The organism is Prescottella agglutinans, assembly GCF_004011865.1.
Classification (GTDB): Bacteria; Actinomycetota; Actinomycetes; order Mycobacteriales; family Mycobacteriaceae; genus Prescottella; species Prescottella agglutinans.
The window spans coordinates 284,474-307,814 of sequence record NZ_RKLP01000002.1 but is presented as its reverse complement, the minus strand read 5'-3'; the positions used below and the strand labels follow the sequence as shown (position 1 = coordinate 307,814).

The window sequence follows — 23,341 nt, the reverse complement described above, 5'->3', positions numbered from 1 at the left end:
ACTGCAGTCAACGACGGCCCGGCCGACGCGTCAAGCAGTCGCCGGTCGCGCCGGGAATATCCGCGGGGCCGGCGGGGTTCGTGGCATATAGTTGAAACTTGAAATACTTCGGAGGTAGGGCATGCAGTTCGGAATCTTCACCGTCGGCGACGTGACCATGGACCCCACGACCGGGCGGACCCCGACCGAGGCCGAGCGCATCAAGGCGATGGTCGCGATCGCGGAGAAGGCCGAGGAGGTGGGCCTCGACGTGTTCGCCACCGGTGAGCACCACAACCCGCCGTTCGTGCCGTCCTCGCCGACGACCATGCTCGGCTACATCGCCGCGCGCACCGAGCGCATCGTGCTCTCGACGTCGACGACGCTCATCACCACCAACGACCCGGTGAAGATCGCCGAGGACTTCGCGATGCTCCAGCATCTCGCGGACGGCCGCGTCGACCTCATGCTCGGCCGCGGCAACACCGGCCCGGTGTACCCGTGGTTCGGCAAGGACATCCGCGAGGGTATTCCGCTCGCGATCGAGAACTATGCTCTGCTGCACCGACTCTGGCGCGAGGACGTCGTGAACTGGCAGGGCAAGTTCCGGACGCCGCTGCAGTCGTTCACGGCGACGCCACGCCCGCTCGACGACGTGCCGCCGTTCGTGTGGCACGGCTCGATCCGCAGCCCCGAGATCGCCGAGCAGGCCGCCTACTACGGTGACGGCTTCTTCGCGAACAACATCTTCTGGCCCAAGGAACACTTCATCCAGCTGATCGACCTGTACCGCCGCCGCTACGAGCACTACGGCCACGGGGCGGCGGACCAGGCGATCGTCGGCCTCGGCGGCCAGGTGTTCATGCGCAAGAACTCGCAGGACGCCGTCCGCGAGTTCCGGCCCTACTTCGACAACGCCCCGGTCTACGGCCACGGTCCGTCGCTCGAGGAGTTCACCGAGCAGACCCCGCTGACCGTCGGCAGCCCGCAGGAGGTCATCGACAAGACGCTCACGTTCCGCGAGAGCTTCGGCGACTACCAGCGTCAGCTGTTCCTCATGGATCACGCCGGTCTGCCGCTGAAGACCGTGCTCGAACAGTTGGACCTGCTCGGCGAGGAGGTCGTGCCGGTGCTGCGGCGCGAGATGGATGCGATGCGACCCGCGCACGTGCCCGAGGCGCCCACCCACGCCGGCCTGCTGGCGCGGAAGAATGCGGAGGTGCTGTCGTGACCGACGCGAAAACCCGTGCACTGACAGTGATCTCGGCGGGTCTGACGCAGCCGTCGTCGAGCCGGCTGCTCGCCGACCGCCTCGCCGCGGCCACCGTGGACGCGCTCGCCGAGCGCGGCGTCGCGGCCGCCGTCGAGGTGGTCGAACTCCGCGACCACGCGCACGCGCTCGTCGACAACCTGCTCACCGGTTTCCCGAGCGGCGCGTTGCGGGCGGTGACGGAGCGCGTCGCGGTGTCCGACGGCCTGATCGCGGTGACACCGATCTTCAACGCCTCGTACAGCGGTCTGTACAAGTCGTTCTTCGACGTTCTCGAGCCGGGCACGCTCGACGGTGTGCCCGTGCTGCTGGGTGCGACCGGCGGCACCGCGCGGCACTCGCTGGCGCTCGAGCACGCCGTTCGGCCGATGTTCGCGTACCTGCGTGCGGCCGTGGTGCCGACGGCCGTCTACGCGGCGTCGGAGGACTGGGCGGGTTCGGGCGATCACGGTCCGGCGCGGCGGATCGCGCGGGCCGGGGCCGAGTTGGCCGAGGCGATGTCGTCGCGCGAGAACGCGGGCCCTGTCGACCCGTTCGCGAACTCGGTGCCGTTCGAGAAGTTGCTGGCACAGCAGGCGGAGTAACTGACTCTCCAGTAAGATGCCCGCAACGAAGGTCGACAGGGCGGGGGAGAGTCGTGCGGGAATCGGACTGGTGGACATGGGTGAACGCGTCGCTGCGCAACGCGTGGGGGCTGACGCTGGGTGACGGTGTCGCGCCGGTGGAGCGGACGCCGTCGACGCCTATTCACCTGGAGTTGCATCGCGATCTGCACCGCTACGGGCCCGCCGGCGACGGCCGACCGGTGCTGCTCGTCCCGCCGCTCGCGGTGTCGATGCACTGCTACGACCTGCGACCCGGGCAGAGCCTCGCGGCCCACCTGCAGGGTACGGGGCGCACGCCGTACGTCATCGACTACGGGACCATGAGCTACGCCGACCGCGGCCTCGGCTTCGAGGAGTGGATCGACGACATCGTCCCGGACGCGCTGCGGCGGGTGAGTGAACTGCACGACGGTGCCGCCGTCGACGTCATCGGGTGGAGTCTCGGCGGGACGCTCTCGCTGCTCACCGCGTCCGCGCACCCCGACCTGCCGATCGCGTCGATCGCTGTGCTCGGCACGCCGGTCGACTACACACGGATCCCGATGATGGCCGCCGCGCGCGGCGTGGGCCGCGTCACCGGGCACCGACCGGTGACCGAACTGACCCGACTGATGGGCGGGCTGCCCGCTCCGCTCGTCCAGGTGGGCTACCGGGCCACCGCCCCGCAGCGGGAGTTGCTCAAGCCGTGGTTCGTCGCCCGCAACCTGCACGACACCGAGACTCTCGCCCGGATGGAGGCGATCGACCGGTTCATGGCCGAGATGCCCGGCTATCCGGCGCGGCTGTTCTACCAGATGGCGGAGGAGTTCGTGCTCGGTAACGGGCTCTTCGAGGGGCGGGTCACGCTGGGCGGCAGAACGATCAAGCTCGCCGAGGTGTCCGTTCCGGTGCTCGCGGTCGGTGGTACGGACGACGTCATCGCCACCGCGGACTCAGTAGGCGCGATCGTCGACGTCCTGCCCGGATCGCGGTCGGTGCGGTTCGAGGACGTTCCCGGGAGTCACCTGGGCCTGCTCGCCGGACCCGGCGCGAAGGACACCACGTGGCGCCACATCGACGCGTTCCTCGGCGAGCTCGAGACGGTCTGAAACGTCTGTCGTCCTCGGCACGCCACCCCGTTCCGGTGTGGCGTGCCGAGGCGCCGCGCGCCTCAGCTTCCGAAGGGGGAAGCAGAGCTTGCTGGGGCCGGTCCCAGGGGGAAGAAGGGCGTCAGGACCTGCGGCACCGCCTCGTGCACTCCGTCGACCAGGTAGCCCTGCCCGTTGTCGATGTGGAGGACGGCAGGCTCGCTGAAGTCGCTGAAATTCAGCATCCAGCCCATGGTGTCCCCTTCGGGGATCTGAGCGATCCCGTCGGTCGGAGGCTGCTGTGTCAGCGACCCGAAAGCGATGGGTACCCAGCCCGTTTCGAGCCTGGAGTAGTAGATGTCGCCGTTGTCCACGTCCAGCCCGGTGATCGTGTGGTTCGTCTTGAACGGCCGTACGGTCGGTGTCGTTGCGCCGGAGGGCAGTTCGACCAAGAGATTGCCGGACGAGTCGATTGTGTACACGTCGCCGTCGTCCACGGCGAGTTGATCACCGACGGCGAGTTCGCCGAAGGGGAGCACTGTCGGCGTGGATTCTCCGGCGCGGAGCGCGAGGATTCGGTGATTCCCGGTGTCGGCGACGTACACGGTGCCGTTCTCGACTGCGATCGCCCCTGGACGCGAGAGTCCGTCGAACGGAAGCCGCACCGGGGTCGACTGGCCGTCCAGGAGCGCGAGCACGCGGTCGTTGCCGGTGTCGGTGACGTAGACGTTGCCGTTCTCCACGGCGATACCGGACGGGGAATCGAGTCCCGTGAACGGCAGCGTGATCGGTTCCTCAACTCCTGGAACGATTCTGATCGCCCGGTGGAGTGCGGTGTCGGCGACGTAGAGGTCGCTTCCGTCGACCGCGTATGCGCCGCCCTCGAGGGTGGGCAGTAGCGGCCTCGACTGCATGGAACTGTTGGCTGGGGGCGCCGGTGGGTAGCCGGGCGCCGCGAACACCGTCCCCGCGCCCGAGACGACGAGTCCCGCAGCCATCGCCGTCGTCGCGATTCCCACCGCACATTTTCTCGCCAACGCCATCGAATTCCCCCTGCTCATTCGGTTTGTGGACTTCGAGGCGGGAGCCTAGCGACGGTATATGGCGGAAAAGGGTGATTCGCGGATTCTCGTCCGAGCGTCCCCCGCTCCGGACACCGTCGTGAGCGTCGAGGACACTTGACGTCATGCTCTCCGTCGAAGACCTGTTCAGCCACCTGCGGCGCTTTCCCGACGTCGAGGCGCCCAACCTGTTCGCCGTCGACGCGGCCGACCGGCTGATCCTCGACGAGGCGGCCGACGCCCTGGCCGCCGCGCCGGACGGCGCGGTGGCGGTGATCGGCGACCACTACGGCGCGCTCACGCTCGGGGCTGCGATGCGCGTCGGCGCGAACGACATTCGGGTACACCAGGATCCGATCACCGGTGAGCGGGCGCTGGCGAACAATGCGGAGGCGGCCGGATTGTCCGCACGTTACCGGTCGCGCCGACTGGGGGAGGACCTGCTCGCCGGGGCGCGCGTCGTGCTGCTGCAGTTGCCGCGCAGCCTCGACGAACTCGACGAGATCGCCGACACGATCGCGCGGTACGCCGCCCCCGACGTCATCGTCTACGCGGGCGGACGGAACAAGCACATCACTCCGGCGATGAACGACGTGCTGCGGCGGTCCTTCGCGAACGTGCGGGCGACGCTGGGCCGCCAGAAGTCGCGGGTGCTGATCGCCGACACGCCCCGGCCACCGGCCGCGTCGTCGCGATTCCCCGTCACCGAACACCTCGACGAACTCGGACTGGATGTCGTCGCGCACGGTGCCGTGTTCGCCGGCCCCAAGCTCGACATCGGAACGCGGTTCCTACTCGAGTTCCTGCCGCGGATGCGGGACGCCGACACCGCCGTCGATCTCGGGTGCGGCACGGGCATCCTCGCCGTCAGCCTCGCGAAGGCCCGGCCCGCCGTCACGGTTGTCGCGAGTGACCAGTCCGCGGCTGCGGTCGCATCCGCTGCGGCGACCGCCCGGGCCAACGGGGTCGACGACCGGGTGCGGGCGCTTCGCGACGACGCCATCGCGTCGCTGCCCGACGCAAGCGTCGACCTCGTCTTGTGCAATCCGCCGTTCCACGTCGGGGCGGCCGTGCACACCGGTGGTGCGGGCAAGATGTTCGACGCCGCCGGCCGGGTGCTGCGCCCGGGCGGCGAGCTGTGGACCGTCTACAACTCCCACCTCGGTTACAAGGGTGCGTTGAAGCGTGCCGTCGGGCCGACCGAAGTGGTCGGGCGCAGCGCGAAGTTCACCGTCACGCGGTCCGTACGCGTGCGATAGCGCGGCCGGCTACTGCACCGGGCCGCCGCCGGCCGCGTCGCCGTCGACCTGGCCGCGGTGCAGACCGATGTCCTCGACGATGACGCCGTCGACGATCTCGGCGCCCTGGAGTTCGTCGTCGTCTTCGCGTTCCTCGCCGAACGGCGGGACGTCCGGCTCCTCCTCGGCGAGGCGCTGGTCGAGGCTCTCGCCCTGCTCGGCCTCGCGCAGGGTGGTGCCGAACCGGTCGGCCTCGCTCCACTCGTCGGGCGCATCGACCACGTCGTCGCCGTCGGCATTGCGGACCTCGTCAGAATCGAGGCTCTCGCTGACATTCAGTGTCTCGTCGGATCCGTCTTCGATTCCCATGTCGCCATTGTCGGCCGGATCGCCATTTCCTGCTGGATTGTCGAGGCAGGCGATACCGTTTGGTCGGATCCTCGTATAGCGATTGAAGCGGTACGCCCGGTACAGTCCGAAATGTCCAACTCGGCGCGTCGTCGGGAACTTTCCCCGCGATGCCGGACGTTTCATGGACAACGACGCCGGGCGACACCGGCCGACTCGGGCCCCACGGGGCACGACAGACGACCACGAGAAGGGATGTGCACGGTGCGCACCACCAGCAACCCGGTGTTCAAGAACCTGCCCAAGCAAGAGGGTGGGGGTTACGCCACATTCGGATCTGCGCAGGCAGGTGCCGCGCAGGTTGCCCAGGAATACGGATACGGCCAGCAGTACCCGGCGCCCGAGCAGTACCAGACGCCGCAGCGGGCCATGACGATCGACGACGTCGTCACCAAGACCGCCATCACGCTGGGCGTGCTGACGATCTCGGCGATCATCTCGTACTTCCTGACGAACGACAATCCGTCGCTGGCGGCGCCGTTCGTCATCGGCGGCGGCCTCGTCGGCTTCATCCTCGTGATGGTCGCGTCGTTCGGCCGAAAGATGGACAACCCGGCGATCGTGCTCGCCTACGCCGTGTGTGAGGGCCTGTTCCTCGGCGCGTTCTCGTTCATGTTCACCACGTGGACGATCGGTGAGAGCGGCGTCGACGCGTCCATCCTGATCGGCCAGGCCGTCCTGGGCACGTTCGGCGTGTTCTTCGGCATGCTCGTCGTCTACAAGACCGGCGCGATCCGCGTCACCCCGCGCCTGACCCGCATGATCATCGGCGGCCTCATCGGCGTGATGGTCCTCATGATCGGCAACCTGATCGCCAGCTTCTTCACCGACGGCGGCTTCGGCCTGCGCGACGGCGGCACCATCGCGATCATCTTCAGCCTCGTGTGCATCGCGCTCGCCGCGTTCAGCTTCCTGCTGGACTTCGACGCCGCCGACGAGCTGATCCGAGCCCAGGCGCCGGAGAAGGCCGCGTGGGGCGTCGCCCTCGGCCTGACCGTCACCCTGGTCTGGCTGTACGTCGAGATCCTGCGTCTGCTGAGCTACTTCAACAACGACTAGCCTCACCACGCCTGAAGAACGGGCGGTCGTCGCGAACGCGGCGGCCGCCCGTTTTCGTATCCCCTGGAGATCCCCCGAAACGCAGAACGGGCGGTTACTGCGGCAACGGCCGGGAGCCGTGCGCAGTAACCGCCCGTTCGCGGTTTCAGCCGAGGATCAGCTCAGGCGCTCGAGCACCATCGCCATGCCCTGGCCGCCGCCGACACACATGGTCTCGACACCGAACTGCTTGTCGTGCGTCTGCAGGTTGTTGATCAGCGTCGCGGTGATGCGGGCGCCGGTCATACCGAACGGGTGGCCGACGGCGATGGCGCCACCGGAGACGTTCAGCTTGTCCTCGTCGATGTTCAGCGCGCGGGCCGAGCCCAGCACCTGCACCGCGAAGGCCTCGTTGATCTCGAAGAGGTCGATGTCGCTGACCGACTTGCCGGCGAGTGCGAGGGCCTTCTTGGTGGCCTCGATCGGGCCCAGGCCCATGATCTCGGGGGACAGGCCGGAGACGGCGGTGGAGACGACGCGCGCGAGCGGGGTCAGGCCCAGCGCCTTGGCCTTGGTGTCGCTCATGATGACGAGCGCGGCAGCACCGTCGTTGAGCGGGCAGCAGTTGCCGGCGTTGATGGTGCCGTCGGGGCGGAAGACCGGCTTGAGCTGGCTGACGGCCTCGTAGGTGACGCCGGCGCGCGGGCCGTCGTCGGTGCTGACGACGGTGCCGTCGGCCAGGGTGACGGGGGTGATCTCGCGCTCGAAGAAGCCGGCCTTGATGGCCTCCTCGGCGCGGTTCTGCGAGCGGACGCCCCAGCGGTCCTGGTCCTCGCGGGTGATGCCGGTGATCTGCGCGACGTTCTCGGCAGTCTGGCCCATCGCGATGTACGCGTCGGGGACGATGCCGTTCTCGCGCGGGTCGCTCCACTGGACGCCACCCTGCGCGGCGACGGCGGTGCGTTCCATCGCCTCGGCGAAGAACGGGTTCTTCGTGTCGGGCAGCGAGTCCGAGGTGCCGGCCGCGAAGCTCGACACCGACTCGACACCGGCGGAGATGAAGACGTCGCCCTCGCCGGCCTTGATCGCGTGCAGCGCCATGCGGGTGGTCTGCAACGACGACGAGCAGTAGCGGGTGATCGTGGTGCCGGGGAGGGTGTCGTAGCCGAGCTTGATGGCGACGATGCGACCCATGTTGAAGCCGGCCTTGCCGCCGGGCAGACCACAGCCCAGCATCAGGTCGTCGATCTCGGCGGGATCGAGCTCGGGGACCTTGGCGATCGCGGCGGCAACCATCTGAGCTGCCAGGTCATCCGGGCGCATGCTGGCCAGCGAGCCCTTGACGGCGCGGCCGATGGGCGAGCGGGCAACGGAGACAATGACTGCCTCGGGCATGGAAACTCCTTCGTACGTTGGTCTCTTCGCCCATGAACTTACGTTGCCGGGGCGGTATCTCCACGCGGCCGCCTCCCGTAGGCGCCCGGAAGATCGTCTCGAGTCAGGTTTCGCCGCCACGAAGGGCTCGCGACCAGCGGGAACGTCCTGGGTTCTGGAACGCGTTCGCCCGCCGTGGCGTGACGAACGTCCGTCCCACTCAGCGAGAGCCTTCCGGGCGCGGACGGTGCGCTTCGGTGGAAGGTCTGCGACCGCGTCCTGCGGATCGGGTGGGCGTGTCCGATTCCGATCTGGAAGCATGGGGTCATGCGCATCGCGGATCATGTCGTCGACCTCATCGGCAACACCCCCTTGGTCAAGCTGTCCTCCGTGGTCGGAGAGGGCTCCGGGCTGGTCGCCGCCAAGATCGAGTACCTCAATCCGGGCGGCAGCTCCAAGGACCGCATCGCGGTCAAGATGATCGACGCCGCCGAGGCGTCCGGCGAGCTGAAGCCGGGCGGCACCATCGTCGAGCCCACGTCCGGCAACACCGGCGTCGGCCTCGCCCTGGTCGCGCAGAAGCGCGGCTACAAGTGCGTGTTCGTCTGCCCCGACAAGGTCAGCGAGGACAAGCGCAACGTCCTGCGTGCCTACGGCGCCGAGGTCGTGGTGTGCCCCACCGCGGTCGCGCCCGAGCACCCGGACAGCTACTACAACGTCTCCGACCGCCTGGTGAAGGAGATCCCGGGCGCCTGGAAGCCCAACCAGTACGCGAACCCGGGCGGGCCCGACAGCCACTACGAGACCACCGGCCCGGAGATCTGGCGCGACACCGACGGCAAGGTGACGCACTTCGTCGCCGGCGTCGGCACGGGTGGCACCATCACCGGCACCGGCCGCTACCTCAAGGAGATCTCGGGCGGCAAGGTCAAGGTCATCGGCGCCGACCCCGAGGGCTCGGTGTACTCGGGCGGCACCGGCCGGCCGTACCTCGTCGAGGGCGTCGGTGAGGACTTCTGGCCCACCGCGTACGACCCGTCGGTGCCCGACGAGATCATCGCCGTGTCCGACGCCGACTCGTTCGAGATGACCCGTCGCCTCGCCCGCGAGGAGGGCCTGCTGGTCGGCGGCTCGTGCGGCATGGCCGTCGTGGCGGCACTCAAGGTCGCCGAGCGCGATCCGGATGCCGTCGTCGTCGTGTTGCTGCCCGACGGCGGCCGCGGCTACCTGTCGAAGATCTTCAACGACGAGTGGATGGCGTCGTACGGCTTCCTGCGCACCCCGCTCTCGGGTGAGACCACCGAACCGACCGTCGGCGACGTGCTGCGCGGCAAGTCCGGTGAGCTGCCGGATCTGGTGCATACGCATCCGGGCGAGACGCTGCGCGACGCGATCGAGATCCTGCGCGAGTACGGCGTCTCGCAGATGCCCGTCGTCGGCGCGGAGCCGCCGGTCATGGCCGGCGAGGTCGCCGGTAGCGTGTCCGAGCGTGACCTGCTGAGCGCGGTCTTCGAGGGCCGCGCCGCCCTGGCCGACCCGGTCGAGAAGCACATGAGCAAGCCGTTCCCGCTCATCGGTGCGCACGAGCCGGTGTCCGCGGCGACCAAGGCCCTCGGCGACACCGACGCCCTGATGGTCGTCGACGACGGCAAGCCCGCCGGGGTCATCACTCGACACGATCTGCTCGGGTTCCTCAGCGCCGGAGCCTGATTGCCCGAATCCTGACGAATTCCCGGTGGACACCCACCGGGAATTCGTCGTTTCGGGCCTCGGCTAGGCTCTGCGCCATGCAGTGGGGGAGAAACGTGGGGGCTGTCGCATGTCTTGCGGCAGTGGTGGTGTCGGGTTCGGCGTGCGGGGGCACGGTCGAGGGGACGGCGAAGGCGACCGGCGGGGGTGAGATGGTCTCCGCGCACCCGTCGGTGCAGGCGCCGCCTCGGACGTCGACCGTGCCGACGGGTGCGCCCCGCACGGCCGACGTCGCAGCCGGGAGGCTTCCGACGTGCGCCGAGGTCGAGAAGGCGATCGCCCGTTACGCGAGCGGCTTCAAGATGACGGTCCTGGCGGAGGGCAGCGGGACGATGTGCCTCTTCGTGGGCAAGGGCGAATTCACGGTCAACGTCGAACCGGCGGACGTGTCGAAGGAGGAGGTCGACAAGCTCCGGCCGGCGATCGCCCGCTCGAAGATCTACGTCCCCAGCAAAGAGGCCGAGGCGATCGGCGGCTACATCACGTCGATCGACGACGTCGGCACCACCTACAACTCGCCGGGCGCGACGCTCTTCCTCTTCCCCCGCGACGGGGCCACGTTCTCGAAGGAGGACGCCGCCGCACTGTTGGTCGCGGTGCGGTCGACGATGGTGAGCTGACCGGAGAGCGAACCCGGTCGCTAGGCTGAACGCCATGAGTGAGCAGGGATTCTCCGCAGGGTTCTCCACCAGGGCCATCCACGCCGGCTACGAGCCCGATCCGCAGACCGGCGCCGTCAACGTACCGATCTACGCCAGTTCGACGTTCGCGCAGGACGGCGTCGGCGGCATGCGCGGCGGGTTCGAGTACGCACGCACCGGCAATCCCACCCGTCGTCCGCTCGAGGCGAACCTCGCCGCGCTCGAATCGGGCACGTTCGGGCGGGCGTTCGGTTCCGGCATGGCGGCGACGGACTGCGTGCTGCGGTCGGTGCTTCGTCCTGGCGACCACCTGGTGATCCCGAACGACGCCTACGGCGGCACGTTCCGGCTCATCGACAAGGTGTTCACGCAGTGGGGGATCGAGTACACCCCCGCGGCCGTGTCCGACGTCGACGCGGTTCGCGCCGCGATCCGGCCCGAGACCAAGCTGGTGTGGGTCGAGACGCCGACCAACCCGCTGCTCAACGTCGGTGACATCGCCGCCATCTCCGAGGTGGCGCACGCGGCAGGTGCGAAGCTGGTGGTGGACAACACGTTTGCGTCGCCGTACCTGCAGCAGCCGCTGACGTTGGGTGCCGACATCGCGCTGCACTCGACGACGAAGTACATCGGCGGCCACTCCGACGTCGTGGGCGGCGCGCTCGTCACGAACGACGAGGAACTCGACGCCAAGTTCGCGTTCCTGCAGAACGGTGCCGGCGCGGTGCCCGGTCCGTTCGACGCCTTCCTGACGATGCGCGGCATCAAGACCCTCGCGCTGCGCATGGAGCGGCACAGCGACAACGCCGAGAAGGTCGTCGACCTGCTCACCGGCCACTCCGCGATCGCCCAGGTCATCTACCCGGGCCTCGACTCGCACCCGGGCCATGCGGTGGCGGCCAAGCAGATGCGCCGCTTCGGCGGCATGGTGTCGGTGCGGTTGAAGGGCGGCAAGCAGGCCGCACTCGACTTCTGCTCGCGCACGCAGATCTTCACGCTCGCCGAATCCCTCGGCGGCGTCGAGTCGCTGATCGAGCATCCGGGTGCGATGACGCACGCGTCGACCGCGGGCTCCGCTCTCGAGGTTCCCGAGGATCTGGTGCGTCTGTCGGTCGGCATCGAGGATGCTGCCGATCTGCTCGCCGACATCGAGCAGGCCCTCGGCTGACAGGTCGTTCGACCTGAGGTTTTGCGCACTTGCCGTCGTCGTGGGTGAACGCCCGGCGACGGCAAGTGCGCGAAAGGCTGAGGGTTTCCTGAATCTCGCACGCGCCAGTCAGTTTGCCCGTTACGGTGAGTCCTCGGAACAAAGCGCGACCCCAGGAGCCGTGTATGTCATGGGAGCCTGCAGCCATCCTCGTGGCTGTTACTGCAGCAACAGGTGCGGCATTTCCGGCAGTAGCCAACGCAGCACCCGACCCGGCTCCAGCGGCTCCGCCCATAGAGCAACCCGCCCCGCAGCCCGCACCGCAGTTGGTCGAACCAGTCAACAGCATCATCGGGCTGCTGCCGCCGGAGATGCGGGAGCAGGCGGCGTCGGATCTCGCGAGGGCCATCCCCGCACTCCAGGCGCCGGCCCCACCCGCGCAGCCTTCGACGACGGAGGCGCCCGGGCAGCCGCCGACCACCGAACCGGTGCCGCCCGCGCCCGCACCGGCCGCACCCGCGGCGCCCTCGGCTGCGGTCCAGGCACCGGCGCCGGTGGCGGCGCCCGCGGTCACGCTGCCGGGGATCGGTTCGCTCACCCTCCCCACACTTCCCGCCACGCTTCCTTCGAATCCCGCACTGGGACAGGTCGGTTCGATCGCCGTGTTCGCGCCGTGGCTGCGCAAGGGCGGCGAGATCTGCGACGGCGTGAAGGCGCCGACGCTCGCGGCGCTGTTCTCGGTGGAGAACGACTTCCGCTACGGCCCCAGCGCGCCGGTCTCGCTGGCCGGCGGACGGGGACCGGCCAAGTTCATGCCCAGCGAGTGGGCCAAGTACGGCAAGGACGCCGACGGTGACGGCACCGCCGACATCACCGGTGTCGCCGACTCCGTCATGGCCGCCGGACACATGTTGTGCGACAACTACGCTCAGATGGACGCCTGGAAGCAGGAGGGCCTGGTCCAGGGCGACACCCTCGACCTGGCACTCGCGGCCTTCAACGCCGGTACCCGGGCGATCCGCAAGGCGGGCGGCATTCCGACCGGCGTCGACGACGCGGCCGACCAGAGCGGCCCGTACGTGCAGAAGATCCGCGGGTCGGAGGGACAGTTCGAGCAGTTGCTGTCGCCGTTCGCGAACTTCAACTTCGACATCAACCTGCCCACCACCGGCCTCGGTGGTGCCGCCGTCCAGCTGGCGATGCGGTTCCTCGGACTCCCGTACGTGTGGGGTGGCGGCAACATCAGCGGACCCACGATGGGCGGCTTCGACTGTTCGGGCCTGACGTCGGCGGCGGTGTTCGCGGCCAGCGGCGGCAAGGTCGTCCTGCCGCGCACGTCGGAGACGCAGTGGGGTGTCGGCACCGAGGTCTCCATGGCCGCGGCGCAGCCGGGTGACCTGGTCTTCGGTAACTGGCAGGCGGCCGGCCCCGGCCACGTCGGCATCTACATGGGCAACGGGCTCATGGTGCATGCCCCGCAGACGGGCGATGTCGTCAAGATCGGACCGGTTTTCGCGGACATGAAGGCCCGTCGGGTGCTCTGACGGAGCGGCGAAAGCGAGAACCCCGGCCGGGCAGCTGCCCGGCCGGGGTTCGTCGTATCGAGCTGCGTCCGCTCAGCCGCGGTGCGGCTGCGACGGATCAGCCGTGGTACGGCTCGGCGCTGACGAGGGTGACCTTCATCAGGCTGCCGTTGGGAAGGGTGTACTCGCGGGTCTCGCCGACCTTGGCGTCGATGAGCGCGCCGCCCAGCGGGGAGCTCGGCGAGTAGACCTCGAGCTTGTCGTTGCTGGCGCCTTCCTCGCGGGTGGCGATGAGGAAGGTCTCGGTGTCGGTCTCGTCACCGTCGTAGTAGACCTTGACGACCGAGCCGGGCAGCGCGACGCCGGACTGCGTCGGGGCCTCGCCGACCTTGGCGCTGTTCAGCAGCTCCTGCAGCTGGCGGATGCGGGCCTCCTGCTGGCCCTGCTCCTCGCGAGCAGCGTGGTAGCCGCCGTTCTCCTTGAGGTCGCCCTCTTCGCGACGCTCGTTGATCTCGGCAGCAATGACCGGACGATTGGCGATGAGCTGGTCGAGCTCAGCCTTGAGCCTGTCGTGAGACTCCTGAGTAAGCCAGGTCACCTGGGTCTCGGTCATTGTCGATCACTCCCTTGTTGTCGAAGTCCACCGTGGACTCCCTCGGCAGATCGCTGCGAGCAGCAACGATCAACGGGCAGGCCGCTCTTGTCCGTGGCGGTTATCCCCCGGTCGCCCACATCGTGAGCAGACTCGTCCTGCCGTCAATGCAGCAATACACGGCTCCGAGTGGAACCGTGTATCAACTGATTTTAGCACGGAGGGGCCTTTCGGCCCGGTCTAACGAAGACCGGTCGGTCTGAACGTCAGCCGGCGCGAAGATAGTCCGGAACGTCCATACTGCATCCGTACAGATCGCCCATAGCGGGTGGCTGGGAGGCGTGGACGGGGGCGGTGACCTCGACGGTCTTCGATTCTGACGGCGCGATGTACACCTCGCGGCGGCCGGTCTCGGAGCCGTCCTTCGAGCGGGTGCGGACGATGCACACCGCGGGCTCGGACGGGTCCTCGCGGGTCACCGTGATCTGAATGTTCATCGTCCGATCGTCGACGATGTCGAACGCGACCTGCTTGCCGTCGACGTCCTTGACGGAGAACTTGGTGTAGCCGATGTAGGCGATTCCGATGCCGGCGAGGATCACGAGACCCGTCAGCACCAACTTGCCCCAGTTCTTCGGGCGGACAGTCCGCGGCGCGGACCCGTAGCGGTCGGTGGGAGGTGTACTGCTCATCACTTCGCTCTCGAGCCGGTTTGTGGTGGTGCTCCGTGGGGCCGTCGGGATCGCCGTATGCCACGCGTAGCGGGGGTACGACAGACGGTCGTATGTGTCAGGTGGAACTATAGGGGAAGGACGACGGCGCGCCGTGCGCGGTAGCGGTCGACCACTGCAGGTGACACGCCACGACGGTGACACGCGAAGCTGAGGTGAAGACACACGTGAGCGGATTCCGACTCATGGCCGTTCATGCCCATCCCGACGACGAGTCGAGCAAGGGCGCTGCGACGATGGCTCGCTACGCCGCGGAGGGTAACGAGGTCCTCGTGGTGACCCTCACTGGTGGTGAGCGCGGCGACATCCTCAATCCGGCGATGGACGTGCCGGGCATCCGGGAGCGGATGACCGAGGTCCGGCAGGAGGAGATGGCCGAGGCCGCCCGAATCCTGGGGGTGCAGCAGACGTGGCTGGGGTTCGTCGACTCCGGCCTGCCGGAGGGCGACCCCAAGCCGCCGCTGCCCGAGGGGTGCTTCGCGCTCGAACCGCTCGAGGTTCCCACCGAGGCGCTGGTCAAGGTGATCCGCGAGTTCCGTCCGCACGTGATGACCACGTACGACGAGAACGGTGGGTACCCGCACCCGGACCACATCAAGTGCCACGAGGTGTCTATGGCCGCCTACGACGCGGCGGGGGATCCGGAGCAGTTCCCGGACGCCGGCGAGCCGTGGGAGGTGCAGAAGGTCTACTACTCGCACGGGTTCATCCGGAAGCGCCTGGTCCAGTTCCAGGAGGAGTACGAGCGCCGCGGTGAGGAATTCCCGATGGCCGACTGGCTGAAGAAGTGGAAGACCGAACAGGGTGATCTGATGGCCCGGGTGACGACGCAGATCGCGTGCGGCGACTACTTCCCGCAGCGGGACGACGCCCTGCGCGCCCACGCGACCCAGATCGATCCCAACGGGTCCTTCTTCGCGGTGCCGCTCGACATCCAGCAGAAGATCTGGCCGACCGAGGAGTTCGAGTTGGCCAAGACCCGGGTACACACCGCAATCCCGGAGAACGATTTGTTCGCGGGCATCGTGAAGGATGAGCAGTAGTGATGACGACGTTGGCGTGGGAGATCCTCGCCCAGGGAACCAGCACCCCGAGCAGCCCGCAGGGGCCCGAGTTCGGCAAGGCGTCACCGCTCGGACTGGTGCTCGTCGTGGCGCTGCTGGTCGGCACGGTCCTGCTGATCCGTTCGATGAACAAGCAGCTGAAGAAGCTGCCGGACACCTTCCAGCCGGAGCATCCGGAGGCCGATCAGGCAGCCGACGAGGGCACGGATCGGGGTGCGGCGATCGCGGAGGTCACCGAACCGGAGCAGCCGGCCGGGGGCTCGCAGCCCGAGCAGGACCCACCCACCAAACCGACGAGTTAGGGGAGAGTCGTGTCGCTCGAGCGGAATACCCTGGGCGGCGCGACCAGCCCGTATCTACGGCAGCACGCGGACAACCCGGTCCACTGGTACGAGTGGGGCCCGGAGGCGCTCGCGTGGGCGCGTGATCGCAATGTCCCGATCCTGTTGTCGATCGGGTACGCGGCGTGCCACTGGTGTCATGTCATGGCGCACGAGTCGTTCGAGGATCCGGCGACCGCGGCGGTGATGAACGAGAACTTCGTGTGCATCAAGGTGGACCGCGAGGAGCGCCCCGACCTGGACGCGGTCTACATGAACGCGACGGTCGCGATGACCGGGCAGGGCGGCTGGCCCATGACCTGCTTCCTGACGCCGGACGGTTCCCCGTTCTACTGCGGCACCTACTACCCGGCGCAGCCGCGGGGCGGCATGCCGTCGTTCACCCAATTGCTGCACGCGGTCACCGACACCTGGCGTACGCGGCGCGGCGACGTCGACGACGCGGCCGCCAACGTGGTCGCCGAGCTACGGCGCAGCAGTGCGCCGCTGCCGCTCGGCGGACCGCCGATCGACGTGCCGTTGCTGTCCGGTGCGGTCGCGAGTGTGCTGCGCGACGAAGACCGCGAGCGCGGTGGATTCGGCGGCGCCCCGAAGTTCCCGCCCGCGATGCTGCTGGAGGCGCTGCTGCGCTCGTACGAGCGGACGGGCGCCGAGCCGGTGCTGCGAACGGTCGAGCGCACCGCCGATGCGATGGCCCGTGGCGGCATCTACGACCAACTCGGCGGCGGTTTCGCGCGCTACTCGGTGGACGCCGACTGGATGGTGCCGCACTTCGAAAAGATGCTCTACGACAATGCGTTGCTGCTGCGGTGCTACGCGCACCTCGCGCGGCGCACCGACTCGGCCCTCGCTCATCGGGTCGTCGAGGAGACGGTCGAGTTCCTGCTGCGGGACCTGCGCACCAGCGCGGGGGCGTTCGCGTCGGCTCTCGACGCCGACACCGACGGCGAAGAGGGCCTGACGTATTCGTGGTCACCCGAGCAGCTGATAGACGTGCTCGGCGTCGACGAGGGTGCCTGGGCGGCCGAGACGTTCGCGGTGACGGCGGACGGGACGTTCGAACGCGGGACCTCCGTCCTGCAACTCCTGTCGGACCCGTCCGATGCCGCCCGCCTCGCCGACGTTCGCTCGCGCCTGTTCGCGGCGCGCAGTCGACGGCCGCAGCCCGCACGCGACGACAAGGTGGTCACCGCCTGGAACGGGCTCGCGATCACCGCGCTCGCGGAGGCCGGCGCGACCCTCGACCGGCCGGAATGGGTGTGGGCGGCGGTGGAATGTGCCCGCGTCCTGCTGACGACACACGTGGTGGACGGTCGTCTGCGACGCGCCTCGCTCGCCGGAGTGGTGGGCGACCCGGCGGGAATCCTCGAGGACCACGCCGCGCTCGCGACGGGCCTGCTCACTCTGCACCAGGTGACCGGGGAGGGCGAGTGGCTGGACGCGGCAACCGGCCTGCTGGACATCGCGATCGCGCGCTTCTCCGACCCGGATCAGCCCGGTAGCTGGTTCGACACCGCGGACGACGCCGAAACTCTGGTGACCCGACCACGGGATCCGCTCGACGGGGCGACGCCGTCGGGCGCGTCCGCGATGGCGGAGGCGCTGCTGACGGCGTCGGCGCTGGCGGACGCGGATCGGGCCTCGAAGTATGCGGGCGCTGCGGCGGATTCGCTGGCCCGCGCGGCGGTGGTGCTGCAGCGCGCACCGCGGTCGGCGGGGCACTGGCTCGCGGTCGCGGAAGCGTCGGTGCGGGGGCCCGTCCAGATCGCGGTGTCGGAGACCGAATCGTCCGAATTGTCCCGGCAGGCGCGGCGCCTCGCTCCCGGTGGCGCCGTAGTTGTTGCAGGCCCTGCGGATTCGACGCCGCTGCTCGCCGGCAGGCCGCAGATCGACGGTGTCCCGACGGCCTACGTGTGCCGGGGATTCGTGTGCGATCGGCCGGTCACCGAGGTCGAGGAGATGCGCGACCTGGTCGCGTCGGACTGACACGAAAAGAGCCGTGCGGCAGTGCCGCACGGCTCTTTTGTGATTCCTGTTCGGAGATCAGCTGTTGAAGATGTCAGCGACGCTGCCGAAGGCCTGGCCGGCGACCTTGCCAACACCCTGGAGCGTGACGGTGATCGAGTCGATGAAGCCGGCGAGGACGACGTCGGCGCTGCCGACCGGGATCATGACGGCGTCGAGGATCGAGCCCATGGTGTACCTCCGAGATGTGGTGGGGCCGATGGTTCGGCCCTACAAGTGATTGGGATGCTCCGACGGGAGCGAAACCGCGCCGGCGCTCAGTGACGCCCGCGGTTCTCGACAGGGTCTCAGCTGGCGAAGATGCCGGCGACCAGGTCGAAGATGTTCTCGACCGATCCGGTGACGGTGTCGAACAGGTGGCTGATGGCGAGCGACGAGTTGTCGAAGATGCCGTCGAGCGAGCCCATGAATCTCTCCTTCGTGAATGCTTTTGACAGAGGGATCCCGCAAAATCGATTGCAGGACAACCCTCTTCGTACGATCGCAGGGCAAGGCCCCGCGACTGCAGCGACGATAACCGGTCGGCGGAGGTCACGGAGGCGAAACGAGAAAAAACTGTTCAGTTGTCCAACTTGCGCCTCAGATACCGGAAGGGTCCGTAGTCATCGACTACGGACCCTTCCGACATCTCAGGCCGCCGAACTGGGTGGCCTATCGAACCCTCAGCTCAGGGCCAGGGTGGTGTAGTCGATGAGGTTCCGGAAGGACTGAAGGATTCCGATGCCGAGCGCATCGATGCTCATGACGGGAATCTGGATGAGATCTGCGAGCGAACCCATGTTCTTACCTCCTGATCGTGCAGACGTGCCAGCGCTGCAATTCGAGTGGTCGGGGAGTCGCTGCGCCGCACGGGCGCAGCGTCCTGCGTCAGCCGGCGGCGCTACCGGTGAGAAGTCCGCCCAGCCACGCGAGCAAGGTCGTGATGGTGCTCTCGGTCAGATCCACCGACTGGACGTCGGAAAGGATGTCCGCGATAGAACCCATGGGTCCTCCCTGTTTCCCGGTGCGGTGCGGGGGGCTCTCAACCAGTTGCCTAGTCCCGCAATCGCATTGCCTTCACGGGCAATTGCTCGTGAAGACACGACGCTAGCAGCAACTCGTCGGGTTCGCGCGTTATGTTCCCGATCAATCAGTCGGTTGTTTGGTTCCGGCTAGGGGCGGAGCGCCGCGTCGATCGTCGGCCACGAGCGTCCGAGTTCGTCCCGCCAGTAGTCCCACGCGTGGACACCCACCGGTTGAGCACTGCGGATCACGTCGGCGCCCGCGTCCCGAAGTGCCTGCGCCAGTTGGTCGGTGCACACGTTCGAGCCGGCCTCGAGGAGGCCGCCGACCACGACGGTGTTGGCGATGTCGGGCTCGTCGAGGGATTCGTGCGGGCCGGGCAGACCGTTCCCGGACGACAGGTAGACCTTCTTGCCGGCGAGGCGGGAGGCGTTGCGGAACAGGTCGTGATCGCGCCAGGCGTCGGAGCCCTGCGGCCCCCACATCATGTCCGACGTCGCCAAGCCGTTCATGACGATCAGGTCGGTCAGAATCTGTGCTCCCGGCCCTTCGGTGGCGTAGCAACCGCTGTACCCCACGGCGCCGTCGTACAGTTCCGGATCGCGCGCGGCGAGCATGACGGCGCCCTGGGCGCCGGAGGAGATGCCGCCGATGACGTTGCGTCCGTTGGTGTCGAAGCGGGCGTCGATCAGGGGAGGTAGTTCCTTGGACAGGAACGTCTCCCACTGGGTGCGACCGAACTTGGGGTGGTCCTCGGTCCAGTCCTGGTAGAGGCTCCCGGTGCCCCCGACCGGCATCACGACGTTGACGTTCTTGTCGGCGAAGAACGCCTGCGCATTGCCCTTGGTCGGCTCCAGCCAGTTGGTGCTCTCCACCTGCCCGGAGTTTCCGTCGAGCAGGTAGAGAACGCCGCGTGGTTCGCTGCGATCGGCGGGCAGCAGCACGTTCACCGGCACCTCGCGTCGCATGGCGGGGGAGGCCACCTGCAGCAGGAGGAGCCGGTCGGAGAGGGGCGTGACACTCGTGATCGACGGTGGGGCATCAGCGTCCACCTGCACGTACTGCGGGACATCCGCTCCCGTTTCCGTGTCGGCTGTCGCCGTGGTGGCCGCCGGGCCTGCCGTCAGCAGTCCTGCGGCCAACAGTGCGGCGGCCAGGTTTCGAACGTCGTTCCGTCGCATGAGTGTTCGATCTCTCCGGTTCTATGCGGTCAGATGCCGAGCGAGCGGGCGACCATCGGCCACGACTCGTGCAGATCGTCCTGCCAGTATCCCCACGAGTGGGTGCCGGCCGGGCGGAAGTTGTAGACGATGTTGTCCATGCCGAGCGCCCGGGTCTTCTTCGAGAGTTGGTCCGTGCAGTACTGCGTGGACGCCTCGATGATGCCGCCGACGACGACCTGGCTTGCCAACGCCGCGAACTTGCCTTCGATTCGGGGGTTGTCCATCGAGTCGTGCGGTCCGGGCAGTCCGCTGGCCGTGGAGATGTACATGGGGATGCGGGGGAGCTTGTCCGCGTTGACGTACGGGTCTCGGGCGATCCATTCCGGGTCGTCCTGCGGTCCCCACATGTTGTCGACGTTGCCGTCGCCGAGACCCACGACGAGCTTGACGAACTGGCGTCCGGGCGTCTTGCTGGTGATGGCGCATCCGCTGTACGAGCCGACGCTCTTGTACAGGTCCGGCGCCTGGATCGCCAGGTCGAGGACGGACGTCCCGGTCATGGAGATGGCGGCGATGGAGTTCGCGCCCGTCGTGTCGAATACGTCGTCGATGACCGGCGGCAGTTCCTCGGTCAGGAACGTCGTCCACTTGTTGATGCCGTTGTTGCCGGTGGTGGCGGCCAGTCCGGGATCGGGTTCGCGCCAGTCGGTGTAGTAGCTGAATGCGCCTTCCATCGGCGTGACGACGTTGACGTGCTTGTCGGCGAAGAACTCTCCGACATCGGTCTGCAGGTTCCAGGCCGCACCGTCCTCGCCGCCGCCGGCGCCGTTGAGCAGGTAGAACGTCGGGGCCGGGGTGCTGGTGTCCTTGGGGCGGAGCACCTGCAGCGGGATGTTGCGCTGCATCGAGGGCGAGTACACCTCGATGTCGACTTGCTGGCCTGCGCGTTGCGTGGAACTGACCAGCCGTGCACCGGACGTGCCGTCGATCGCGGTGGGATCCGGCGACCCCGGAACCTCCGCCGTCGCAGGGATTCCGCCGAGCAGCGGAAGTGTTGCCGCGGCCAGGACGACGCATGCCGTCCGCAGTCGTCGGGTTCCGTGGGAAGAGTTCATGGATCGGTCCTGGTTCGGGGCGGCCGGTGCGGTTGCAGGAAGGGCAGCTGCGGAGGTCGCGTCGCTAGATGGAGCTCTGACATGCGCAATCGGGACCCGCAAGGATGCGGATCCCGATTGGGGGTGCCGGACGGCACCAGCGCCAAGTGCTCTTACTTGGCCATGGGGTTGGTGCCGCCGCTCAGTGCGTAGAGCGCGTTGACAACCTTGGTGATGGCCGGGCCGGCGCTGCCGGTGAAGACGCCGAGAGCATCGTAAACGGATCCCATGATTCTCCTTAGGTATGGCGTGTTGGTGCGATTATCGAGGCTGTTTCAGGGCTAACCGGGATCGCTGGGATCCCGCACGCCCCGGCCGTCAATCGCGTGGTCGGTAAGGCCGATTGCTTACTTCTGCGGGCCGGCGGAGAAGCTCTCGATCGAGCCGAAGCCGATCTCGACCAGATCGCCGAGCGAGCCGAGTGCGCCCTGGATGGTGGACTCAGCCGAGCCGATGAAAGTGCCGAGGAGTCCGTCGGCACCCAGCGAGCCCATGCCGCCCTCGAGCAACGCGCCCATAATTCCCGTAAGAGAACCCATGTTTGCCTCCTGAAGACATATGTAGTTACCCGGTTTCGAATCCGGCAATACACAATTGATCGGATCGGCACCGGTCCACGTATCACGGTCGGATTGTCCGTGACGCAATGAGACGGTAACAACCAGTCCCAGCATGATGGGTCGGTTTCAGGAAATTTCTCTGGATTCTGTTGATATCGGCCCATTTGAACGGTCGACCAACTTCTGGAATTCCCTGGTGAGGAGTTCTTTGTAACGATCCGTGTCCGGCATCATCGCGGTGTCGGTGCAGAACGAGATCTCGATTTCGTCGTTGTGATGGGACACGATCAGGTGCCTGAGTCCGACCTTGTCGATGATCCCGAGAATGCCCAGACTCCGGACCAGGGGGGCGCCTCGCAACACCAGGTCGTCACCCACCCACGGAATGTTGCTGACCATGGTGTTGACGGTTTCGACGGTGCCTTCCGGTTGCTTTCGCAACTTCATCAGTGACTTTACGCCACGCAGCAACCACGCCGGCGACGTTTCCACCCGGGACGCCGCGATCTGGACATCGGGGTGGCGGTGACGGCTCTTCTCCGCGCGGACCGACGTATTGATCGCGCGAAGCCGTTCGAGCGGGTCGTCGATATCGGTGTGCAGATCGACGGTCATCAGAGCGAGGTGATTGGCGCGATTGTTGTCCGGTTGATTCGCGACACCCGGTCTGGTGCCCCGCAGCGACATCGGGACCACCGCGGCCAGCGATGCGGTGGGAGTCTCGCCCTTCTCGGCGAGGTACGCGGCGAGTCCGCCCGAGATGGTCGCCAGGAGAACGTCGTTGAAGGTCACGCCCTCGACCGCGGCCTGCACGGTCCGGATGTCGTCCGGTGAGAAGCTTACGACGTCGAAGATCAGATCGGGTGTGATCTCACCGTTGAACCGCGTCGCGGGCCGGCGCGGCCCGGGCGGGGCGATGGTGCCGGCCTGGACCTCCTCGGTGACCCGCTCGGCGGCCTCCCCGGTCGTGGTCAGTCCCTCGCGGAAGGTGCGCCACTGGGTGGGAAATCGGCCCAGTGCCTTCACGAACTCCGTCGGCAGGGACCAGTTCTCGGAGGTCGACGGAATCGGTGGATGAACCTCGGACCGTCCGAAGATACGCAGCCCCAGGTCGCGGGCGGTGAGTCCGTCCCCGGAACTGTGGTGGCACCGCAGCACGGCCACTGTCATCCGGTCGGGAAGCCCCTCGATGCCCGTGACGCCGGTGAGGAAGTGCAACTGCCACGGCGGCCGGGTGAGATCCAGTGGCTTGCCGGAGAACCGGGAGATGTGGCGTCGCAGCGCGTCCCACCCGGGGCCGTCGACCGGTTCGACGACCACGTGCTTCGAGAGGTCGAGCGTGGGGTCGGGAACCCAGAAGGGGTAGTCCAGTTCCAGGGGCAGGTGTCGAAGTCGCCTGGTGAACACCCCGCTGTAGCCGAGGCGCGCGCGCATCCATTCCTCGGCCTCGCGCTGGGTGATCGGAACGGTCTCGCCGGTGGTGTCGAACATGTAGATACCGGTCGAGTTCGAGATGTGGCGCTCTGCCTCGTTGTAGACGAATTCGGCATCCTGTGGCGCCAATTGGGCGACTCCACCAACTGTTTGCTCGGTCGTTGTCACTGCGCTC

22 protein-coding genes are annotated in these 23,341 nt (G+C 67.7%); 12 read left to right on the top strand and 10 right to left on the bottom strand.

Annotation, left to right across the window (positions count from 1 at the left end; genetic code table 11):
• The first annotated feature begins 121 nt into the window (after window positions 1-121).
• Genes EGT67_RS05420 through EGT67_RS05410 form a run of 3 tightly spaced genes read left to right on the top strand, consistent with a single transcriptional unit; the run spans window position 122 to window position 2,942 of the window.
• Entirely contained in the window at window positions 122-1,210 is a 1,089-nt protein-coding gene (locus tag EGT67_RS05420; protein ID WP_127915033.1) for an LLM class flavin-dependent oxidoreductase, read from the top strand.
• On the top strand, window positions 1,207-1,833 hold the full coding sequence (locus EGT67_RS05415) for an FMN reductase (protein WP_127915032.1): 627 nt from the start codon (window positions 1,207-1,209) through the stop codon (window positions 1,831-1,833). The genes EGT67_RS05420 and EGT67_RS05415 overlap by 4 nt, the downstream gene beginning before the upstream one ends.
• Window positions 1,834-1,886: 53 nt before the next feature.
• Entirely contained in the window at window positions 1,887-2,942 is a 1,056-nt protein-coding gene (locus tag EGT67_RS05410) for an alpha/beta fold hydrolase (RefSeq protein ID WP_127915031.1), read from the top strand.
• A gap of 62 nt (window positions 2,943-3,004) precedes the next feature.
• Here EGT67_RS05410 and EGT67_RS05405 read toward each other — a convergent pair whose 3' ends face one another.
• A complete protein-coding gene (locus EGT67_RS05405) occupies window positions 3,005-3,940 on the bottom strand; it encodes an NHL repeat-containing protein (RefSeq protein ID WP_164877487.1) in 936 nt (311 codons plus the stop codon).
• 167 nt (window positions 3,941-4,107) lie between these two features.
• Between EGT67_RS05405 and EGT67_RS05400 the strand changes: the two genes are divergently transcribed.
• Window positions 4,108-5,241 (top strand): class I SAM-dependent methyltransferase, encoded by a 1,134-nt coding sequence (locus tag EGT67_RS05400; RefSeq protein ID WP_127915029.1) that lies wholly within the window; start codon window positions 4,108-4,110, stop codon window positions 5,239-5,241.
• Between the two features lie 9 nt (window positions 5,242-5,250).
• On the opposite strand, the gene EGT67_RS05395 is transcribed toward EGT67_RS05400, so the two are convergent.
• Window positions 5,251-5,589 (bottom strand): hypothetical protein, encoded by a 339-nt coding sequence (locus tag EGT67_RS05395; RefSeq protein WP_127915028.1) that lies wholly within the window; start codon window positions 5,587-5,589, stop codon window positions 5,251-5,253.
• A 243-nt stretch (window positions 5,590-5,832) separates the two neighbouring features.
• Here EGT67_RS05395 and EGT67_RS05390 point away from each other — a divergent pair, with 243 nt between their 5' ends.
• Entirely contained in the window at window positions 5,833-6,687 is an 855-nt protein-coding gene (locus EGT67_RS05390; RefSeq protein WP_206612290.1) for a Bax inhibitor-1/YccA family protein, read from the top strand.
• A gap of 156 nt (window positions 6,688-6,843) precedes the next feature.
• Here the strand turns inward: EGT67_RS05390 and EGT67_RS05385 are convergent, their stop codons facing one another.
• Complete coding sequence (locus EGT67_RS05385) at window positions 6,844-8,061, bottom strand: acetyl-CoA C-acetyltransferase (protein WP_127915026.1); 1,218 nt, start codon at window positions 8,059-8,061, stop codon at window positions 6,844-6,846.
• Between the two features lie 306 nt (window positions 8,062-8,367).
• Between EGT67_RS05385 and EGT67_RS05380 the strand changes: the two genes are divergently transcribed.
• From EGT67_RS05380 to EGT67_RS05365, 4 genes are all read left to right on the top strand, one after another.
• Window positions 8,368-9,750: a cystathionine beta-synthase gene (locus EGT67_RS05380; protein WP_127915025.1), complete on the top strand. Its 1,383-nt coding sequence runs from the start codon at window positions 8,368-8,370 to the stop codon at window positions 9,748-9,750.
• Between the two features lie 77 nt (window positions 9,751-9,827).
• On the top strand, window positions 9,828-10,409 hold the full coding sequence (locus tag EGT67_RS05375) for a hypothetical protein (protein WP_127915024.1): 582 nt from the start codon (window positions 9,828-9,830) through the stop codon (window positions 10,407-10,409).
• A gap of 34 nt (window positions 10,410-10,443) precedes the next feature.
• Complete coding sequence (locus EGT67_RS05370; protein ID WP_127915023.1) at window positions 10,444-11,598, top strand: cystathionine gamma-synthase; 1,155 nt, start codon at window positions 10,444-10,446, stop codon at window positions 11,596-11,598.
• 164 nt (window positions 11,599-11,762) lie between these two features.
• Window positions 11,763-13,121 (top strand): C40 family peptidase, encoded by a 1,359-nt coding sequence (locus tag EGT67_RS05365; protein ID WP_127915022.1) that lies wholly within the window; start codon window positions 11,763-11,765, stop codon window positions 13,119-13,121.
• Window positions 13,122-13,218: 97 nt separating this feature from the next.
• Here EGT67_RS05365 and greA read toward each other — a convergent pair whose 3' ends face one another.
• Window positions 13,219-13,713 (bottom strand): transcription elongation factor GreA, encoded by a 495-nt coding sequence (gene greA, locus EGT67_RS05360; RefSeq protein ID WP_127915021.1) that lies wholly within the window; start codon window positions 13,711-13,713, stop codon window positions 13,219-13,221.
• Between the two features lie 245 nt (window positions 13,714-13,958).
• Complete coding sequence (locus tag EGT67_RS05355; RefSeq protein ID WP_127915020.1) at window positions 13,959-14,384, bottom strand: DUF4307 domain-containing protein; 426 nt, start codon at window positions 14,382-14,384, stop codon at window positions 13,959-13,961.
• 206 nt (window positions 14,385-14,590) lie between these two features.
• Here EGT67_RS05355 and mca point away from each other — a divergent pair, with 206 nt between their 5' ends.
• The 3 genes from mca to EGT67_RS05340 are packed head-to-tail and all read left to right on the top strand — an operon-like array spanning window position 14,591 to window position 17,814.
• A complete protein-coding gene (mca, locus tag EGT67_RS05350; RefSeq protein WP_127915019.1) occupies window positions 14,591-15,466 on the top strand; it encodes a mycothiol conjugate amidase Mca in 876 nt (291 codons plus the stop codon).
• Between the two features lie 2 nt (window positions 15,467-15,468).
• A complete protein-coding gene (locus EGT67_RS05345) occupies window positions 15,469-15,789 on the top strand; it encodes a hypothetical protein (protein ID WP_127915018.1) in 321 nt (106 codons plus the stop codon).
• A 9-nt stretch (window positions 15,790-15,798) separates the two neighbouring features.
• On the top strand, window positions 15,799-17,814 hold the full coding sequence (locus EGT67_RS05340) for a thioredoxin domain-containing protein (RefSeq protein WP_127915017.1): 2,016 nt from the start codon (window positions 15,799-15,801) through the stop codon (window positions 17,812-17,814).
• A gap of 57 nt (window positions 17,815-17,871) precedes the next feature.
• Here the strand turns inward: EGT67_RS05340 and EGT67_RS25010 are convergent, their stop codons facing one another.
• The 5 genes from EGT67_RS25010 to EGT67_RS05320 all read right to left on the bottom strand — a co-directional run bounded on the left by EGT67_RS25010 (window position 17,872) and on the right by EGT67_RS05320 (window position 23,295).
• Complete coding sequence (locus EGT67_RS25010) at window positions 17,872-18,024, bottom strand: hypothetical protein (RefSeq protein ID WP_164877486.1); 153 nt, start codon at window positions 18,022-18,024, stop codon at window positions 17,872-17,874.
• Window positions 18,025-19,004: 980 nt separating this feature from the next.
• Window positions 19,005-20,036: an alpha/beta hydrolase gene (locus tag EGT67_RS05335; RefSeq protein ID WP_127915016.1), complete on the bottom strand. Its 1,032-nt coding sequence runs from the start codon at window positions 20,034-20,036 to the stop codon at window positions 19,005-19,007.
• A 29-nt stretch (window positions 20,037-20,065) separates the two neighbouring features.
• A complete protein-coding gene (locus EGT67_RS05330) occupies window positions 20,066-21,133 on the bottom strand; it encodes an alpha/beta hydrolase (RefSeq protein WP_127915015.1) in 1,068 nt (355 codons plus the stop codon).
• A gap of 386 nt (window positions 21,134-21,519) precedes the next feature.
• The gene (locus tag EGT67_RS05325; RefSeq protein WP_127915014.1) at window positions 21,520-21,711 is read right to left on the bottom strand and encodes a hypothetical protein; all 192 of its coding nucleotides are present in this window, start codon (window positions 21,709-21,711) and stop codon (window positions 21,520-21,522) included.
• A gap of 147 nt (window positions 21,712-21,858) precedes the next feature.
• Window positions 21,859-23,295 carry a wax ester/triacylglycerol synthase domain-containing protein gene (locus EGT67_RS05320; protein WP_241565901.1) on the bottom strand — a complete coding sequence of 479 codons (1,437 nt, stop codon included), beginning with the start codon at window positions 23,293-23,295 and terminating at the stop codon, window positions 21,859-21,861.
• Window positions 23,296-23,341: the final 46 nt, after the last annotated feature.

Excerpts from the sequence above, each read along its gene's own strand:
- EGT67_RS05335 (WP_127915016.1), bottom strand. The coding sequence starts at position 20,036 with ATGCGACGGAACGACGTTCGAAACCTGGCCGCCGCACTGTTGGCCGCA.
- EGT67_RS05380 (WP_127915025.1), top strand. The coding sequence starts at position 8,368 with ATGCGCATCGCGGATCATGTCGTCGACCTCATCGGCAACACCCCCTTG.
- EGT67_RS05355 (WP_127915020.1), bottom strand. The coding sequence starts at position 14,384 with ATGAGCAGTACACCTCCCACCGACCGCTACGGGTCCGCGCCGCGGACT.
- EGT67_RS05345 (WP_127915018.1), top strand. The coding sequence starts at position 15,469 with ATGACGACGTTGGCGTGGGAGATCCTCGCCCAGGGAACCAGCACCCCG.
- EGT67_RS25010 (WP_164877486.1), bottom strand. The coding sequence starts at position 18,024 with ATGGGCTCGATCCTCGACGCCGTCATGATCCCGGTCGGCAGCGCCGAC.
- greA (WP_127915021.1), bottom strand. The coding sequence starts at position 13,713 with ATGACCGAGACCCAGGTGACCTGGCTTACTCAGGAGTCTCACGACAGG.
- EGT67_RS05325 (WP_127915014.1), bottom strand. The coding sequence starts at position 21,711 with ATGGGTTCTCTTACGGGAATTATGGGCGCGTTGCTCGAGGGCGGCATG.
- EGT67_RS05375 (WP_127915024.1), top strand. The coding sequence starts at position 9,828 with ATGCAGTGGGGGAGAAACGTGGGGGCTGTCGCATGTCTTGCGGCAGTG.
- EGT67_RS05385 (WP_127915026.1), bottom strand. The coding sequence starts at position 8,061 with ATGCCCGAGGCAGTCATTGTCTCCGTTGCCCGCTCGCCCATCGGCCGC.
- EGT67_RS05365 (WP_127915022.1), top strand. The coding sequence starts at position 11,763 with ATGTCATGGGAGCCTGCAGCCATCCTCGTGGCTGTTACTGCAGCAACA.
- EGT67_RS05395 (WP_127915028.1), bottom strand. The coding sequence starts at position 5,589 with ATGGGAATCGAAGACGGATCCGACGAGACACTGAATGTCAGCGAGAGC.
- EGT67_RS05400 (WP_127915029.1), top strand. The coding sequence starts at position 4,108 with ATGCTCTCCGTCGAAGACCTGTTCAGCCACCTGCGGCGCTTTCCCGAC.
- EGT67_RS05420 (WP_127915033.1), top strand. The coding sequence starts at position 122 with ATGCAGTTCGGAATCTTCACCGTCGGCGACGTGACCATGGACCCCACG.
- EGT67_RS05370 (WP_127915023.1), top strand. The coding sequence starts at position 10,444 with ATGAGTGAGCAGGGATTCTCCGCAGGGTTCTCCACCAGGGCCATCCAC.
- EGT67_RS05330 (WP_127915015.1), bottom strand. The coding sequence starts at position 21,133 with ATGAACTCTTCCCACGGAACCCGACGACTGCGGACGGCATGCGTCGTC.